Source organism: Nocardia sp. CA-290969 (genome assembly GCF_050936135.1).
Classification (GTDB): Bacteria; Actinomycetota; Actinomycetes; order Mycobacteriales; family Mycobacteriaceae; genus Nocardia.
The window spans coordinates 3,029,640-3,043,444 of sequence record NZ_JBNJNJ010000001.1; the positions used below are offsets into that span (position 1 = coordinate 3,029,640).

General features: G+C 67.4%; 12 protein-coding genes. 4 read left to right on the forward strand and 8 right to left on the reverse strand.

All coding sequences use genetic code 11. The features are described 5' to 3' along the window. Window positions 1-241: 241 nt before the first annotated feature. Both ACQEVO_RS13670 and ACQEVO_RS13675 read right to left on the reverse strand, forming a co-directional pair. Window positions 242-1,126 carry an aldo/keto reductase gene (locus tag ACQEVO_RS13670; protein ID WP_432922661.1) on the reverse strand — a complete coding sequence of 295 codons (885 nt, stop codon included), beginning with the start codon at window positions 1,124-1,126 and terminating at the stop codon, window positions 242-244. A 231-nt stretch (window positions 1,127-1,357) separates the two neighbouring features. Further along, window positions 1,358-2,341 (reverse strand): AraC family transcriptional regulator N-terminal domain-containing protein, encoded by a 984-nt coding sequence (locus tag ACQEVO_RS13675; RefSeq protein WP_432912945.1) that lies wholly within the window; start codon window positions 2,339-2,341, stop codon window positions 1,358-1,360. A 266-nt stretch (window positions 2,342-2,607) separates the two neighbouring features. Between ACQEVO_RS13675 and ACQEVO_RS13680 the strand changes: the two genes are divergently transcribed. Continuing rightward, the gene (locus ACQEVO_RS13680) at window positions 2,608-3,561 is read left to right on the forward strand and encodes an alpha/beta hydrolase family protein (RefSeq protein WP_432912947.1); all 954 of its coding nucleotides are present in this window, start codon (window positions 2,608-2,610) and stop codon (window positions 3,559-3,561) included. Further along, complete coding sequence (locus tag ACQEVO_RS13685) at window positions 3,540-4,091, forward strand: hypothetical protein (protein WP_432912949.1); 552 nt, start codon at window positions 3,540-3,542, stop codon at window positions 4,089-4,091. Before ACQEVO_RS13680 ends, ACQEVO_RS13685 begins: the two co-directional genes overlap by 22 nt. A 163-nt stretch (window positions 4,092-4,254) precedes the next feature. Here the strand turns inward: ACQEVO_RS13685 and ACQEVO_RS13690 are convergent, their stop codons facing one another. Both ACQEVO_RS13690 and ACQEVO_RS13695 read right to left on the reverse strand, forming a co-directional pair. Beyond that, window positions 4,255-4,680: a hypothetical protein gene (locus ACQEVO_RS13690; RefSeq protein ID WP_432912951.1), complete on the reverse strand. Its 426-nt coding sequence runs from the start codon at window positions 4,678-4,680 to the stop codon at window positions 4,255-4,257. Between the two features lie 161 nt (window positions 4,681-4,841). Beyond that, window positions 4,842-5,783: an arginase family protein gene (locus ACQEVO_RS13695; protein ID WP_432912953.1), complete on the reverse strand. Its 942-nt coding sequence runs from the start codon at window positions 5,781-5,783 to the stop codon at window positions 4,842-4,844. A gap of 117 nt (window positions 5,784-5,900) precedes the next feature. Between ACQEVO_RS13695 and ACQEVO_RS13700 the strand changes: the two genes are divergently transcribed. Beyond that, window positions 5,901-6,215 (forward strand): hypothetical protein, encoded by a 315-nt coding sequence (locus ACQEVO_RS13700; protein WP_432912955.1) that lies wholly within the window; start codon window positions 5,901-5,903, stop codon window positions 6,213-6,215. 284 nt (window positions 6,216-6,499) lie between these two features. Next, window positions 6,500-7,960, forward strand: coding sequence for an aminotransferase class V-fold PLP-dependent enzyme (locus tag ACQEVO_RS13705; RefSeq protein ID WP_432912957.1), 1,461 nt, complete (start codon window positions 6,500-6,502; stop codon window positions 7,958-7,960). A 176-nt stretch (window positions 7,961-8,136) separates the two neighbouring features. Here the strand turns inward: ACQEVO_RS13705 and ACQEVO_RS13710 are convergent, their stop codons facing one another. The 4 genes from ACQEVO_RS13710 to ACQEVO_RS13725 form a co-directional block, all read right to left on the reverse strand. Continuing rightward, window positions 8,137-9,087 carry an SDR family oxidoreductase gene (locus tag ACQEVO_RS13710; protein WP_432912959.1) on the reverse strand — a complete coding sequence of 317 codons (951 nt, stop codon included), beginning with the start codon at window positions 9,085-9,087 and terminating at the stop codon, window positions 8,137-8,139. Window positions 9,088-9,262: 175 nt separating this feature from the next. Beyond that, window positions 9,263-9,388, reverse strand: a complete 126-nt coding sequence (locus ACQEVO_RS13715; protein WP_432912961.1) for a hypothetical protein — start codon at window positions 9,386-9,388, stop codon at window positions 9,263-9,265. A 401-nt stretch (window positions 9,389-9,789) separates the two neighbouring features. Continuing rightward, window positions 9,790-10,578: a sigma-70 family RNA polymerase sigma factor gene (locus ACQEVO_RS13720; RefSeq protein WP_432912963.1), complete on the reverse strand. Its 789-nt coding sequence runs from the start codon at window positions 10,576-10,578 to the stop codon at window positions 9,790-9,792. A 477-nt stretch (window positions 10,579-11,055) separates the two neighbouring features. Beyond that, complete coding sequence (locus ACQEVO_RS13725; protein WP_432912964.1) at window positions 11,056-13,791, reverse strand: AAA family ATPase; 2,736 nt, start codon at window positions 13,789-13,791, stop codon at window positions 11,056-11,058. Between the last annotated feature and the right edge of the window lie 14 nt (window positions 13,792-13,805).

The following is a 13,805-nucleotide window of genomic DNA, read 5'->3' on the forward strand; positions in this document are numbered from 1 at the left end:
ACCGCCCGTTCAGATCGCAGCGGTAGGCACCCGGTTGAGCATTTCGAATCGGTCGATCTCGACGGACCGGCACTCACCGCCGACACCACCGATGGCTATCATCCAGACCTCGAAGCGATCGCCCGATTCGCTGTCCCGTCGCGGTGAAGGCTGCTGCGCGGCGGATACTCGCCCGGTTCTTCGTCGTCGGTACGCGGGAACGACGTCCACTGCGCACTCTTCATCGCAGCAACCGGCGGGGTCAGGGTTCGGGGATCTCGATCCCGAAGGTCGCACGGGTGATCTGCTCCGGCTCGGGGCCGCCGCGCAACCCCGTATCCAGCGCATCGATGGCTACCAGCTGATCAGCCGTGAGTTCGAAGTCGAACACCGCGAAGTTCTCCGTGATCCGCGACGGAGTCACCGACTTCGGGATCACCTGACGACCCTGCTGGATATGCCAGCGCAGCATCACCTGAGCCGGTGACTTACCGTGCGCTGCCGCAATCTCCCCGATCACCGGGTCTTCGAGAGTGGATCCGTGGGACCCGTCGCGGTAGAAGGTGATACCGCCGATCGGCGACCACGCCTGGTTGACGATGCCGTGCTCATCGTCGACCGCGAGCAACTCGGACTGCCGGAAGTACGGGTGCACCTCGATCTGGTTGACCGCCGGTACCACCGACGTGGCATCCAAGAGCCGGGTCAGATGATCGGGCATGAAATTGGAGACGCCGATCGCGCGGACCTTGCCGTCGGCCAGCAGCGTCTCGAGCGCCTTGTAGGCCTGAATCGTCAGATCGAATTCATCCGGCAGCGCCTGATGCAGGATCAGCAGGTCGATCTGCTCGATACCGAGCTTGCCGGCACTCTTGGTGAACGCGTGCAGCGTCGAGTCGTAGCCGTAATCGGTGATCCAGATCTTCGTCTCCACGAACACCTCGTCACGAGACAGCGCCGCGCGGCGGATCGCTTCTCCGACCTCGCGTTCGTTTCCGTAGGCGGCGGCGGTATCGATGTGGCGGTAGCCGGTCGACAGGGCCGTACCGACCGCCGCGATCGTCTCGTCCGGCGGCGTCTGATAGACGCCGAACCCGAGAACCGGCATCGTCACTCCATTGTTCAGCTCCATCGAAGGAATGCTCATACCGGCAAGGCTAGGTGTGCGGGCACTGTTCGAGGTGTCGCTCATCAGCGGGCTTCCTTTCTCGTTTCCGACTCGATATGGTCGCCCTTCGTTACCTGCGGGAAGCGGCATTCACTTCCGCCCCGGCCGGCACACCGACGTTCTATGACCCGCCGGACGTCTGTGTTCACGGCTATCACCGGCGACTTCCAATTCATGGGCACGACCGGCGATCGGTGATCCGATCGCCGATTATGCGTTTTCCGGATCCAACGCCGGTCGGGCCGGCGGCGATCGGTCCGGCGAGGTGTCCCCCGACGGCCGGATGAGTGCGGTGCGACCTCGATTATCCTGCGAGTTTTCCCGTGGTGGCCTTCGGCGCAGGGGATCCGCTGCCGGAGGGATACCGAACATACGTTTGTAGTCGCGGCTGAACTGTGACGGACTCGCGTAGCCGACCGCTGTCGCGATGCGCGAGATACTCTCCGTCTCGCCCGCGAGCAGCCGCCGCGCCTCGTGCAGGCGGATTCGTTTGTGATATTCCACGGGCGTAGTGCCGGTGGCGGCCTTGAAATGCCGGTGGAACGAGGTGACGCTCATTCCGGCGCGATGCGCGAGTGCCGCTACCTCGACCGGGGCATCGATATGGTGCCGCATCCACTCGGTCGAGCGACTGATCCGCCGTAGCACGCTGTCGACATCGACCAGGTGAAGCAAGGAATTTCCGTGTGGACTCGTCAATACTCTGTACACGATCTCACGTTTCACCCCGTCCGCGAGGATTCTCGCGTCCATGGGGGAATCGAGCAGTTGCAACAGCCGGAGCAGCGGATCGAGCACTGTATCGGGCAGCGGCCGCACCGAGACCGCCCGGGCCTCGACGCCCGGCAGCAGCTCCATATCCGTGGCGAGATCGGTCAGCACGGCGAGGTCGAGTCGCAACTCGACAGCAAGGTAGGGCCGCGTCTGCGCCGCCTCGGTTACCCGCGTCGACGCCGGTATATCCGTATACGCGATGACCAGGTCCCCACTGCCGTATTCGATGACCCGGTCGTCGAGCAGGATCTGCTTCCGCCCCTGGAACACCAAATACAGCATCGGTTCGAACAGCAGGGGAATCGGGGTACCCGGCGAGCGGGCCAGATGTAATCGGATGCCGCCCGCCGACCATCGCGGTTCGGACTCCACAGCATGGGCCGCGATCAGCGACCTGATGCGATCCAGTGTTTCCGGCATACGACTGTGAGCCTAGCCGGTGCCGGGGCGGTGTAGTCGACGGGCGAGTGCCGTCACACCGGCCGGTGATGGTGCCGGCGCGTGGCAGTATCCGGCACGAGACGGGTAGTGACAGCCATTCCACACGCCTTTCTTCGGACATAGCGTGTGGTTGTCGGGTGTCGGCAGCCGGAATTCACCGGCCGAATTCGAAGGCAAGTCTTCGGTGATTTTCCCGGTGTCCGCCGGCCCCGCCCATCCTTGTGAACTCATCTATGGAGGTTTGTATGGTCGAGCCGATCGCCCAGAGCAGCGACGGCGCACTCGATGCGCAGATCGACACCGCACTCGACGCTTTCGCGCGCGGTCTTGCCTTTTCCGCGCGATCGCCGCTGCTGGCCACGCCCGCGGATGCCGGTCTCGCGTTCGACGACATCACCTTTCCCTCGGCCGACGGCACACCGTTGGAAGGCTGGTTCATCCCGTGCCCCGGCTCCACCGCGTTGATCATCTGTGCGCACCCGTTCGGATTCTCTCGCTACGGCTTCCCGGCGCATCTCGAACCGTGGCAGTCCGCCTGGGGAGAGGGGCTGGGAAACGACTTCGAGGTCGACTTCGTTCCCGACTACAAGATCCTGCACGACCACGGCTACAACGTGCTGGCGTACGACTTCCGCAATTGCGGACTGAGCGCGGCCGCAAACGGCGGTTTGGCGTCGAACGCGCGGTTCGAATCCCGTGACGTGCTCGGCTCATTGGCTTATGTGCGCGGACATCCGGAACTCGCGAGCATGACGCTCGGCCTGTTCAGCCGCTGCATGGGCGCCCACGCGACCTTCGTGGCCATGGAACGCGACCCCGGCGCCTTCGCGACTGTGCGTTGCCTCGTGGCGCCGCTGCTGCTTTCGCCGATGGTCATCCTGGAGCAGCAACTCGAGCGTGCCGGACTCGCCGGATACGCCGCCGAGGTCGATCGCCGATTCCAGCGGATCACGAGTGTCTCGCTGGCGGAGGGCAGTCCGATCGAGTCGGCGCCCGCGGTCACGGTACCGACCCTGACCTACGGCGTCCACGACGATCCGCTGGTCCGCCCGGCGGACCTGGAAAGTATTTTCGACGCGATCGGGGCGGCGGAAAAGGATATGTTCTGGATCCACGACACCACCGCCCGGTGGGACGGCTACCTGTGGTTTCAGCGTCATCCGGAGCGGATCCTGGAATGGCTCGCCGACCATATGTAACACCGGCCCTGTTCCACACCGTGGGCCGCCATCACAAGTCCGCGGCCGGCCGAGCGGCGCCGGGCGCCTGCGAGGGCTACCGTCCGGACTGTCATGATCATCGAGACCTGTGGGCCGCGGGCGAGATGCCTTACCGTGACGGCCTCTACCGGCCCGGCGATACCGCCGTGGAGTTGCATGTGGAAGGGCCGGGTGCCTACCACCCCGATGCGGGACAGCCGATTCCGTTCCGGCTCGGCGGGCCACTGGATGTGGCCCTCGCGGTGGCGGAGGACGGTGTCGCCGAGGCGTATCCGAACTTCGATGTCTGTCTGCCCGACGGCACCGGCCGGATGACCGGAGGCGGCAGCGGGATGGGTAACGTCGGCTGGCTCGCCCGGCTCGGCGCCGACGGCTCGTTGCGCTGGATCGCGCCGATGTTTTCCGCCAATCCCTTCATCGGCGTGCGCTACGAGGGGACCTCGGCGATCTTCGTCAACGACTGGCGCAACCTGCTGACCCTCGATCTCGCCGACGCCCATCTGATCTGACCGTGCACACCCGGAACATCCACTGTATCGACATATTTCGAGTCTGGACCATGTGTGCAGCGTCCTGCGGCCCTCGACGGCGGGCCAACCGCCCGTACCCGTGCGCCGGCCGCCGCGATCCGGCGCGCGAGAGCCCCGATCGAGGCCCCGGCGCCGGGATCTGTCACCGGATCTCAACCGTCGGCTGGCGACTCAGCGCTTCGAGAACCGCAGTGATGTGCGTGATCTGCCGCGAGTCGCTCGACCTCAGTTCCCGGAACTCGCGCTCCTCGCCCGCATCACGCAGCTGCGTCAGCCACGCGATCAGCACAGCGGTGCCCTCGGGAGTCGCGACGAAAACGGTTCCGCCGAGCGTCGGGTCGCCGAGCTGTGCGGTATCTCCGGTGAGGATCTCGGCGAGCGCCAGAGCGGTCACGTCGTACAGGTACTCGTCTTCGGCGGGATTGCCGCCGAGCAACCCCTCCGCGCGGGCGGCGTTCACCAGTTCATCGGCCGTGACCTGATCCCGGCCCGCGGAGACCTCCTCGACCAGAGCCAGCACTTCCAGACCCTCGTCGCTCTCCAGCGCCTTGACACCCCATGCACCCATGACCCGCACTCTAGCGACTGCCTCGAATCGTCATCGCCCGCTCACACCGCCGCAAGCCGCCGCCAATTGCCCGGCGAAGGTCGCGCCGACGCCGTCGGGCCCCAACCGGGCGGCGTCATGAAGACTATCGGTACGGACCGGTCGCAGCGTTTTCCGGCCGATCAGTGGGGAAGCGCGCGCAGCACGGCGGTCGCGAGCTCGACGACGTACCGTGCGCCCGAGCCGTCGGGATCCTGGCCGGGGTCGTAGATCGCGATACTCGCGCCCACGCAGCCCGGTTCCGCGACGGCCGAGGTCACGAGTTCGGTGAGCTGTGTACGCGAGAGCCCGCCCGGTTCGTCGGGATAGCCCGCGATGCCTTGCGCCGGGAACTCCGCGGGGTCGAGCACATCCACGTCGATGTGCAGCCACCACCCCGGGGCCGATTTCCGCACATGTGCGACGGCCGCTCGGCCCGACGCCGAGGGCGCGGCGGCAGTCTCGGCAGCGTTGCGCTTCCACACCCCCAGTTCGGCGAGAGTCCCGACATTCAGCTCGCGCCGCCAGTCGTCGTCACGCTGTCCGAGAAGCGCGAGCAGTTCACGGCGCAGCGCGGGAAGGCCGGTGGTCACGGGCCCGTTCACACCGCGTGCAGTCAGACCGAGCAGCATCCCGATCTCGGAGTTCGCCCCCTCCCCGTCTTCCGAGGCGTCCAGCGGCGTGGTGTCTTCGTGTCCGTCGACATGGAGGAGGCCGACGGTCCCGAGCACGTCGCGGGCACCGCGGACCGCGCCGACGAGCGCGGAGCAGTCACCTCCGACCACAAGTGGGAACCGCCTGTCCCGGAGCGAAGCGGATACCGCCGTAGCCAACTGGCCTTGGATGTCGACGACCGCGACTTCGTTGAGGAGGCCGTTGGGTCCCCGTTGGGCGGACTGCTCGGCCGGTCTCAGGTCGCCGAGGTCGTCGAGCGGGAGCGGGGAATCGATGTCGCCGAGGCCGGCGGCCCGCAGCGCCGTGGCGGCGAGGGTCTGGTTGCCCGGGCGGGCATACCCGTCGAATGCGAGTCCGATGAGGGCTACGCTGCGCGGCGGGTCGATCCGGGTGGCGGAGGGAGCGGTCATCGCAGCCTTCCGAGCATTCGTCGGTGTCCGGTGTCGTGGCAGGATCAGTGTAGATCGCGGGTGGGAGAGCACTCGTCGAAGACCGCAGATCTGCGCGGGTACTGATAGTTTGGGGTCATGCCAGCGTCTGCCGACTCCGAACACACCCAGGACGCTGTCCCGCCCCGCCGTACCGCCGGGCGCGTCATCGGCGGCATCGTCCTGATCCTTTGTGCGCTCGCCTTGTTGGCCGGCGGGATCCAGGCGATTGTCGATCCGGCCGCTGTCGTCGCCGGTTCCTCGAATTCCGCGCGCAGTCCGGACACCGACGCCGAGGCACAGATCGGCGGCCTGCTGCTTTGCCTTTTCGGGATCACGGTGCTGGGCTTCGGCATCGGTCTGCTCGGGAAGAAGTCCGCACCGGACACATCGTCATCGTCCGGCACACCTTGACACCCTGACCGCCCACGACAACCTCGCTCTCCTACGATCCAGAGGCGCCTGCCCGAAGAAAGCTGTCGAGCGGCAGGAATATCCCGATCCGGTCGGCCTCGATGCGCCGGTAGCGCTCGGCCGAGGTGTCGGCAATGGGCTACCGGTGACAGGTTCTCGCCCGGCGCTCTTCCCACACTCGGCAACGCGAGCGGTGGCAGCGGGGGCAGTTTTGCGCGAGTCTGGTGCGGCACTCACCGGAAATGACTGTGCCCGGCCGGCAGTGCCGCAGACAGGAGTCGCACGTGAATACGAGCCGAGAGCAGACGGTCGCCGACTCGGCGGAATTCCTGGCTGCTCACCCCGAATACGAGACCACCGGCGCGTTGGATCTGCTGCGCAGCACCGAGTACCGGTACTTGGGCGACGGTGGTGTGGTGTATCTCGACTTCGCCGGCGCCGGGCTCGCCGCGACCGCCCAGCACCGGGCCCACGAAGCCAGACTGGCCGAACAGTGCTTCGGCAACCCGCATTCGGAGAATCCGACCTCCCGGGCGGCCACCGATTCGGTCGAGCAGGCCCGCCGCGCGGTACTGGCGCATCTCAATGCCGACCCCGCGGAATACTGTGCGATTTTCACCGCCAACGCCTCCGCGGCCTGCCGCCTGGTGGGCGAGGCGTATCCGTTCGCCCGTGGTTCGCGATACGTCGTGGCCGCCGATAATCACAACTCCGTGATCGGTATCCGCGAATTCGCCCGGGCACGCGGTGCGCGGGTGGTGTACGCGCCGATCGACACACCCGACTTGCGCATCACCGACGAAACGGTCGGGGCGGCGCTGCGCCCTCGCCGCATCAGCACCACCGGACGTCGTGGACTGTTCGCGTATCCGGCACAGAGCAATTTCACGGGCGTGCAGCACCCCCTGGACTGGGTGGAACTCGCGCACCGGCGCGGCTACGACGTACTACTGGACGCCGCCGCCTACCTCCCCGCCAACGCGCTCGACCTGAGCGTGGTGAAGCCGGACTTCGTCCCGATCAGCTGGTACAAGCTGTTCGGCTACCCCACCGGCGTAGGTTGTCTCGTCGCGCGCCGGTCCGCACTGGCCGGGCTGCGCCGGCCGTGGTTCGCGGGCGGCACCATCGCCGCGGCGAGCCTGCAGGGCAATTGGCACGTCGGGGCCGACGACGAGTCGGCCTTCGAGGACGGGACACTGAACTTCCTGTCCATCCCGGACGTGACGTTCGGTCTCGAGTGGCTGCGCGAGATCGGCGTCGATACGGTGCGCCGTCGCGTCACCTGTCTCACCGGGTGGCTGCTGGACCGGCTGAGCTCGTTGCGCCACGACAACGGCGCGCCGATGATCCGCGTCTACGGTCCGGTGGACACCGCGCGGCGCGGGGGCACCGTCACGTTCAACTTTCTCGACCCGGAAGGCGTCGTCGTCGATGAGCGCCTGGTCGCCGCCGAGTCGGCGGCAGCCGGTATCTCTCTGCGTACCGGCTGTTTCTGTAATCCGGGGGCAGGCGAAGCCGCTTTCGGGATCACCCTGCCGGTCCTGAGCCGCCTGTTCCGGACGCGCATGGCCACCATGGAGGAATACATCGAGGCACTGGGGTTGCCCAGCGGCGGTGCGATCCGGGTCTCCTTCGGCCCTGTCTCCGATATCGCGGATCTGCAGTACTTTCTGGGGTTCGCGGAGAAGACCTACCGCAACCGCCCCGCAACGCAGCAAGGATTGCAGCCACGAGAACGCTGCTGACCGGGGCCCGCTCGGGCGATCGGCCGCAAGCGTCTGTGTGGACGTTGTATCGACCAACTCGAGCTCCAGCACGACCCGGTCGAATCCCCACATCTTCGGGCTGCAATGCGGCGCGCCCCGTACGCAGGAAGTCCGCCGGGTGTGTCGATCCATGCGTATTCTCCTCGCTTCCGGTGCTAGCTCACCGGGCTCTCGAAGCTCGTGCGGGTCAGCTGTTCGGACGCTGCCCATAACTCGACCGCGGCTTCGGTGTCTCTTGCGGATCGATAAACAGGTAGTTCGGCGGGGCTGCCGGTGAATTCTCCGATGCCGTTCGGGCCGTAGAAGCCTCCGCCGTGGGACTCACCGCCGATGGCCGCGTAGAGGATCGGTTGCACGCCGTCATCGATACCGTGGACGAACATACCCAACCGCTTCAGCGTGCTCATCACCGCTTTCTGCGGTGATGGCCGGGTACGGCCCAGGTTGGGCCCGGCCGCGTAGAGGTTGGTGAGGGTCGTTCCCGGATGGGCTGCCGTACTGGTGATACCCCAACCGGCCCGGGCACTGCGCCGGTCGAGTTCGAGTGCGAAGACCAGATTCGCGAGCTTGGAGATACCGTAGGAACGCGCTGGGGAGTAGCTCCGTTCGGACTGGAGGTCGTTCCAGTCGAACGTGCCGAACCGGGCAGCGCTGCTGGTAACGGTGGTGACCCTGGCCGCACCAGCGCGCAGCAGCGGCAACAGCCCCGCAGTCAGCGCGAAGTGCCCGAGGTGATTGGTTCCGAACTGGAGCTCGAAACCATCCTGGGTGAGTTGGCGGGTCGCGGGTGCCATGACTCCGGCGTTGTTCACGAGCAGATGGAGAGGGCGTCGGTCGGCCAGGAGGCGGTGGGTCAGCTCGGCGACCGAACCGAGTGATGCGAGATCGAGGGCCTCGAGTGTTACCTGTGCCTCCGGAGCCGCAATCCGGATCGCGTCGACCGCGGACCTGCCCTTCTCCTGGTTCCGCACCGGGAGCACGAGTTCCGCGCCCGCCGCTGCCAGACGAGTCGCGAGCGCGAAGCCCACACCGTCGCTGGCTCCCGTGACGATCGCCCGTTTTCCGGTCAGTCGCGGTACGGGCGTGATCGGCATCGAGCGTTTCATATCGACTCCTTCGACATGTTCGTCCTTCCACGATCAACACCTGCGCTGGAATGCACGGCGCCCTCCGACTACGGGGACCGCCGTCAGATGTCGGAGGATCGCTTGGTTTCGGCTCGTGGAACTCGCAATGTGGTTGCCGGGCGGCAGCCGTCACCCCTGACAACCACATGTCTCGCTACGAAAAGGTGGCGTGCGCGGCGTCGAGGACGGCGGCGGTGACCGCGTCCGGTTGGGAGACACTGACGGCGTGGGAGGCACCGGTCACCTCGCGGATCGCTTGCGCACCGGCCCGCTCGGCCATGAAGCGGTGCAGGCCGACCGGGACGTTGGGTCGCGCACATCACCGCGGCTCGAGCGACGGGGACGTCGGCGGCGTCGCTCGGCAGACTCCGCAGCGGGTTGGCGATCGCACCGACCTCGAAGGACTGCTCGCGCAGTCGCTCTACGACGCCCGACCAACCGGCGGATTCCCGCGAAGGCGCCGTGGACGAGGACGACGGTCGGTTTCTGCTCGGACATAGTGTGCTCTTCTCTCGGGTCAGTGGAATGCGCAGCGAAGTGCGTGGACGGCCTGGTCGATCGCCGCGGTCGAGGCGGTCCGGCGCAGGGGTTGAGCATCGTGAAGTCGTGCAGGGTGCCGCTGTAGCGGTCACTGGTGGTGTGCACGCCGGCCGCGGTGAGCTTGCGTGCTTTTCTCTGCTGTCATGACAACTTGGACCGCGCAGCATCGGGACTTTGTGACGGACGCGGCAGGGCCTCGTCTGCCCGGCCGCTCTGTCCACACGACGGGTTCCTCTGCTGTCGTCTTCGGCCAGGTGCGGAATCGCCGCGCGCGTCAGCTGTGAGCAGCCGCTCGAGGTGGGCCATGGCGCCGTGCTGCGCTGCGTCGAGGAAGGCCCGAAGCAATCGGTCCTGGTCCGCGCGGGGAACAGGTTCGTGCTCGTGCCGTGGCCCAGTGAGGCGGGCGCGAGCCCGATGGCAGAGTTGGCGGGCGTTCGTTTCGGATATCCCCAGCCGGTCGCCAATATCGCGGAACGGGTAGGCGAAGGCTTCGCGGAGTACGAAGACAGCGCGTTCGGTGGGCGTCAACCGCTGCAGCACGACCAGGACGGCGTGCTCGACATCCGCCGCCCGCTCGGTCGTCAGTGACGGGTCCTCGGAGGTGGGTAAATCTTCCGGGAGCCAGCGATCGACCAGAATTTCGTGGCGGGCGCGGGCCGAGCCGGTCGCGTTGAGCGTGACCCGGGTCGTGATCGTCACGAGGAATGCGATCCGATCGCGAACTTGTGTGCGGTCTGTGCCCTGCCAGCGGAGCCAGACGTCCTGGACGATGTCCTCGGCGTCGGCTGCCCGGCCCAGCATTCGGTAGGCGATCCCGAAAAGGCGGGGTCGAGCGCCCTGGAAGTCTGCCACGTACCCGGCGACTTCCGATGACGACGGACTCGTCCGGTCCGGCTCCGATAGGTCGTTGGTAATGGTCGTCGAGTGCACGGCGGACGTCCTTTCCTGCGGACCTCGACCGCCACTCGGATCGGCGATCGAAGAGGCGGCCCCCAGGTGGGCCGCATATCCACCGTCGCCCGGCAGGGGTGCCGATCGCGCCCTTGGCGATCCCGGGTGACCCCCTGGCGGCGCGGAACCAGGGATACGTGACCCCTGGGGTCTTTCCCCGGGCTGCCGGTGTGGACAGGCGGCGCCGATAGCCGCTGCCGAGATCCGAAATGCAGGGCGACAGCACGCTGACCAGCAATTGTGCTGAGGAACGCATCCGCGCGGGTGACATCATGAGCGCGTCCGGTCCGGCGGTGGTAGCGCTGGTGGACCAGCGAGCCCAGCGGACGCCTCCCGGGCGTGAGACGCCGCAGAGCCGACGTGATCGGACCCGCATGTCCCCGGCCAGGAGGCATCCTGGCCGAAGCAGACCAGGGACCGGCTACGGTCGGCGGGGCGCGTGCCGCCGCCCCTCTGTCATTCGGCCTGGAGCAGGGCATCCCCGAGCTGCCGGCGGGACGTGATCGACAGCTTCGTGAATATTTTGCGCAGATGCCACTCGACTGTCCGCGGGCTCAGGAACAGCCGGGCGCCCACCTCCGGGTTGGAGAGGCCTTCGCCGACGAGCGTCGCGATCTGCCTTTCCTGCGGCGTCAGCTCATCGCTCGAGGTTTCGACGCTGCGCTTTCGGACTTTCTCACCACTGGCCAGCAACTCACGGCGGGCGCGTTCGGCGAATGCCGCCATGCCGATCGAGACGAACATGTCGTAGGCGGTGCGCAAATGATGCCGGGCGTCGATGCGCCGCGACTGCCGGCGCAACCATTCGCCGTACAGCAGATGAGCGCGCGCCAGTTCGGGGCGTAGCAATGTCCGGCCCAACCGCTCGATCGACTCGCGGTAGAGGTCGTCCGCGGCGGTTTCGTCGGCGAGCAGTGCCCGGCAGCGTGCCAGGATCCCGTGTGACCAGTCGGTGTCGCCGGTCTCCGCCGCGTCGGCCAGCTGTTCGAGCGCGCTGCGGGCAGCCTTGTCGTCCCCCACCCGCACCGCTGCCTCGATGAGCTCGGGCAGCACCCACACCGAGACGACCAGCTGGGCGATCCGGGTGCTGGCCTGGGCTGCCGAGAGAGCGTCCTGGTAGCGGGCGAGACCGTTGTAAAGGACCGCTGCCGACCATTGCGCTGTGGTGACCCCGGTCAATTGGCCGTCCGCTGTGCTTTGTTCGATCGTGGCGGCGATCAGCGCCGACGCTTCGGTCTCATCGCCCTGCATTGCCGTCAGTATGAGAGTTGTGTAGGGAGCGAGCGGGATGCCGGTAGCGGCGGCGATACCTTCGGATTCGGCGACGATCCCGGCCGCGGTGGCGAAGTCCCCGATCAAGGAGGTCGCCGCCCCCAACGAGGCGAGATAGATGGGGAGCTCGGTCAAGATGCCGGCGGTGCGCACGACCTCGGCCGCTCGGGCATACGTTTCGAGCATCACTTGTTCGTCCCAGACGGCCGGGCTCAGGCCGCACCCAGCCCAGCCCCATTTCAGGAGGTCCGGCACGGGCAGGTCCACGAGTGCGGTCATCGCGCGCCGCAACGCGGTGATCGCGGTGCCACGCCCCTCGGTGACGAGCAGCGCGCAGCCCTCCAGCACCAGGTCGATCGGCCGCGGGCTGCCCGGGCGGGGTGGGAGTTCCCGGATCGCCCCGGAGATCGCCAGGAGACTCTCGGAATCGGCGGCACCCCACGCCGCCGCGCCCCAGGCGAGCAGGTAGGTCTCCCGCGCGAGGTCGGGGTCGAACGGCTCCAGTCGCCGCGCCGCGGCCAACAGTATCGGCGGGGCCTCCTGATTGAAGCCCGCCGCGTGCGCGATACGACCCCGCACCAGCTGGGCTCGTGCGCGGAGCCATTCGCTCGGCTCATCGAGTTCAGCGATATCGACGAGCCTGCGCGCGGCATCCAGATCGCCCGCCCGGACACTCGCGTCCGCGGCCGCCACCGCGCGTTCGGCGCGCCGCTCGGTACTCGAGGTCAGTGCCACGGAACGCTGCAGGAAGGCAGCAGCGGAGGCCAGCCCGCCGCGCGCCTGTGCCCGGCCGGCGGACAGCTCGAGTTCCGCGGCGACGCTCTCATCCGGTTCGGCAGCGGCGGAGGCCAGATGCCAAGCACGGCGATCCGGGTCGATCTGCGGGTCGGTGACCTCCGCCAGCGCCAGGTGCACCGCGCGGCGGTCCTCGTCCCCGGCGGCTCGGTACACCGCCGAGCGCACGAGCGGGTGGCGGAAGGTCACGCGGATATCGAACGACAGCAATCCGGCAGTCTCGTCGTCGAGGGCCGTCGCCGACGAGACGCCGAGTCGTTCCGCGGCACGCCACACCAGGGCAGGGTCACCGACCGGCTCGGCGGCGGCGATCAGCAGCAGCAACCGACTCTGCTCCGCCAGTTTCTCGATCCTCGTGAGAAAGCTCTGTTCGATCCGGTTGGGCAGCGTATCGGTCCGCGGCAGGCCGAACCCACCGGCCAGCTGGGTGATGGTGCGCTCGCGGGGCAGCTCCAGTAGAGCCAGCGGGTTGCCCCCGGCTTCGGCGACGATCCGGTCGCGGATGTGGTGATCGAGCCGGGCGTGGGTCGCCGCCTCGAGCAGGGCATGGGCGTCGGCCTTGCCGAGTCCTGTGACTTCCAGCTCGGGTAGCCCGAGGAGATCCCGAATCCGCTGCCGGGCGCCGAAAACGAGCGCGACCGACTCCGCGAGCAACCGCCGGGCCACGAAGCCGAGAACTTGCGCCGAGGCCTGGTCCATCCACTGCGCATCGTCGACCACACACAGCACAGGGCCGCTTTCCGAAGCCTCCGACAACAAGCTCAGCACCGCCAGTGCGACCAGGAAGCGTTCCGGTGGGGTGCCCGCTCGCATCCCGAATACCGTCTCGAGGGCGTTGCGCTGTGGTTCGGGCAGTGCCTGCACTCGATCCAGCAGCGGCACACACAACTGGTGCAAGGTAGCGAATGCCAACTCCATCTCGGACTCGACGCCGACCGCACGTAGCATCCGCATGCCTGTCGCCGAATTCTGCAGGTACTCGAGCAGCGCGGACTTTCCGGTTCCGGGTGCGCCGTGCACGACGAGGACACGGCTCTCACCGGTGCGGACAGCCGCAGCCAGCTGATCGAGGACAGCGCATTCCGATCCTCTCCCGACAAGCCCGGCCTGCCCTCGAAACGCCACCCTCGCCCGCCTTC

Coding starts and splice junctions, on each gene's coding strand:
- ACQEVO_RS13670 (WP_432922661.1), bottom strand. CDS start 1,126: ATGAGCATTCCTTCGATGGAGCTGAACAATGGAGTGACGATGCCGGTT.
- ACQEVO_RS13675 (WP_432912945.1), bottom strand. CDS start 2,341: ATGCCGGAAACACTGGATCGCATCAGGTCGCTGATCGCGGCCCATGCT.
- ACQEVO_RS13680 (WP_432912947.1), top strand. CDS start 2,608: ATGGTCGAGCCGATCGCCCAGAGCAGCGACGGCGCACTCGATGCGCAG.
- ACQEVO_RS13685 (WP_432912949.1), top strand. CDS start 3,540: ATGGCTCGCCGACCATATGTAACACCGGCCCTGTTCCACACCGTGGGC.
- ACQEVO_RS13690 (WP_432912951.1), bottom strand. CDS start 4,680: ATGGGTGCATGGGGTGTCAAGGCGCTGGAGAGCGACGAGGGTCTGGAA.
- ACQEVO_RS13695 (WP_432912953.1), bottom strand. CDS start 5,783: ATGACCGCTCCCTCCGCCACCCGGATCGACCCGCCGCGCAGCGTAGCC.
- ACQEVO_RS13700 (WP_432912955.1), top strand. CDS start 5,901: ATGCCAGCGTCTGCCGACTCCGAACACACCCAGGACGCTGTCCCGCCC.
- ACQEVO_RS13710 (WP_432912959.1), bottom strand. CDS start 9,087: ATGAAACGCTCGATGCCGATCACGCCCGTACCGCGACTGACCGGAAAA.
- ACQEVO_RS13715 (WP_432912961.1), bottom strand. CDS start 9,388: ATGGCCGAGCGGGCCGGTGCGCAAGCGATCCGCGAGGTGACCGGTGCC.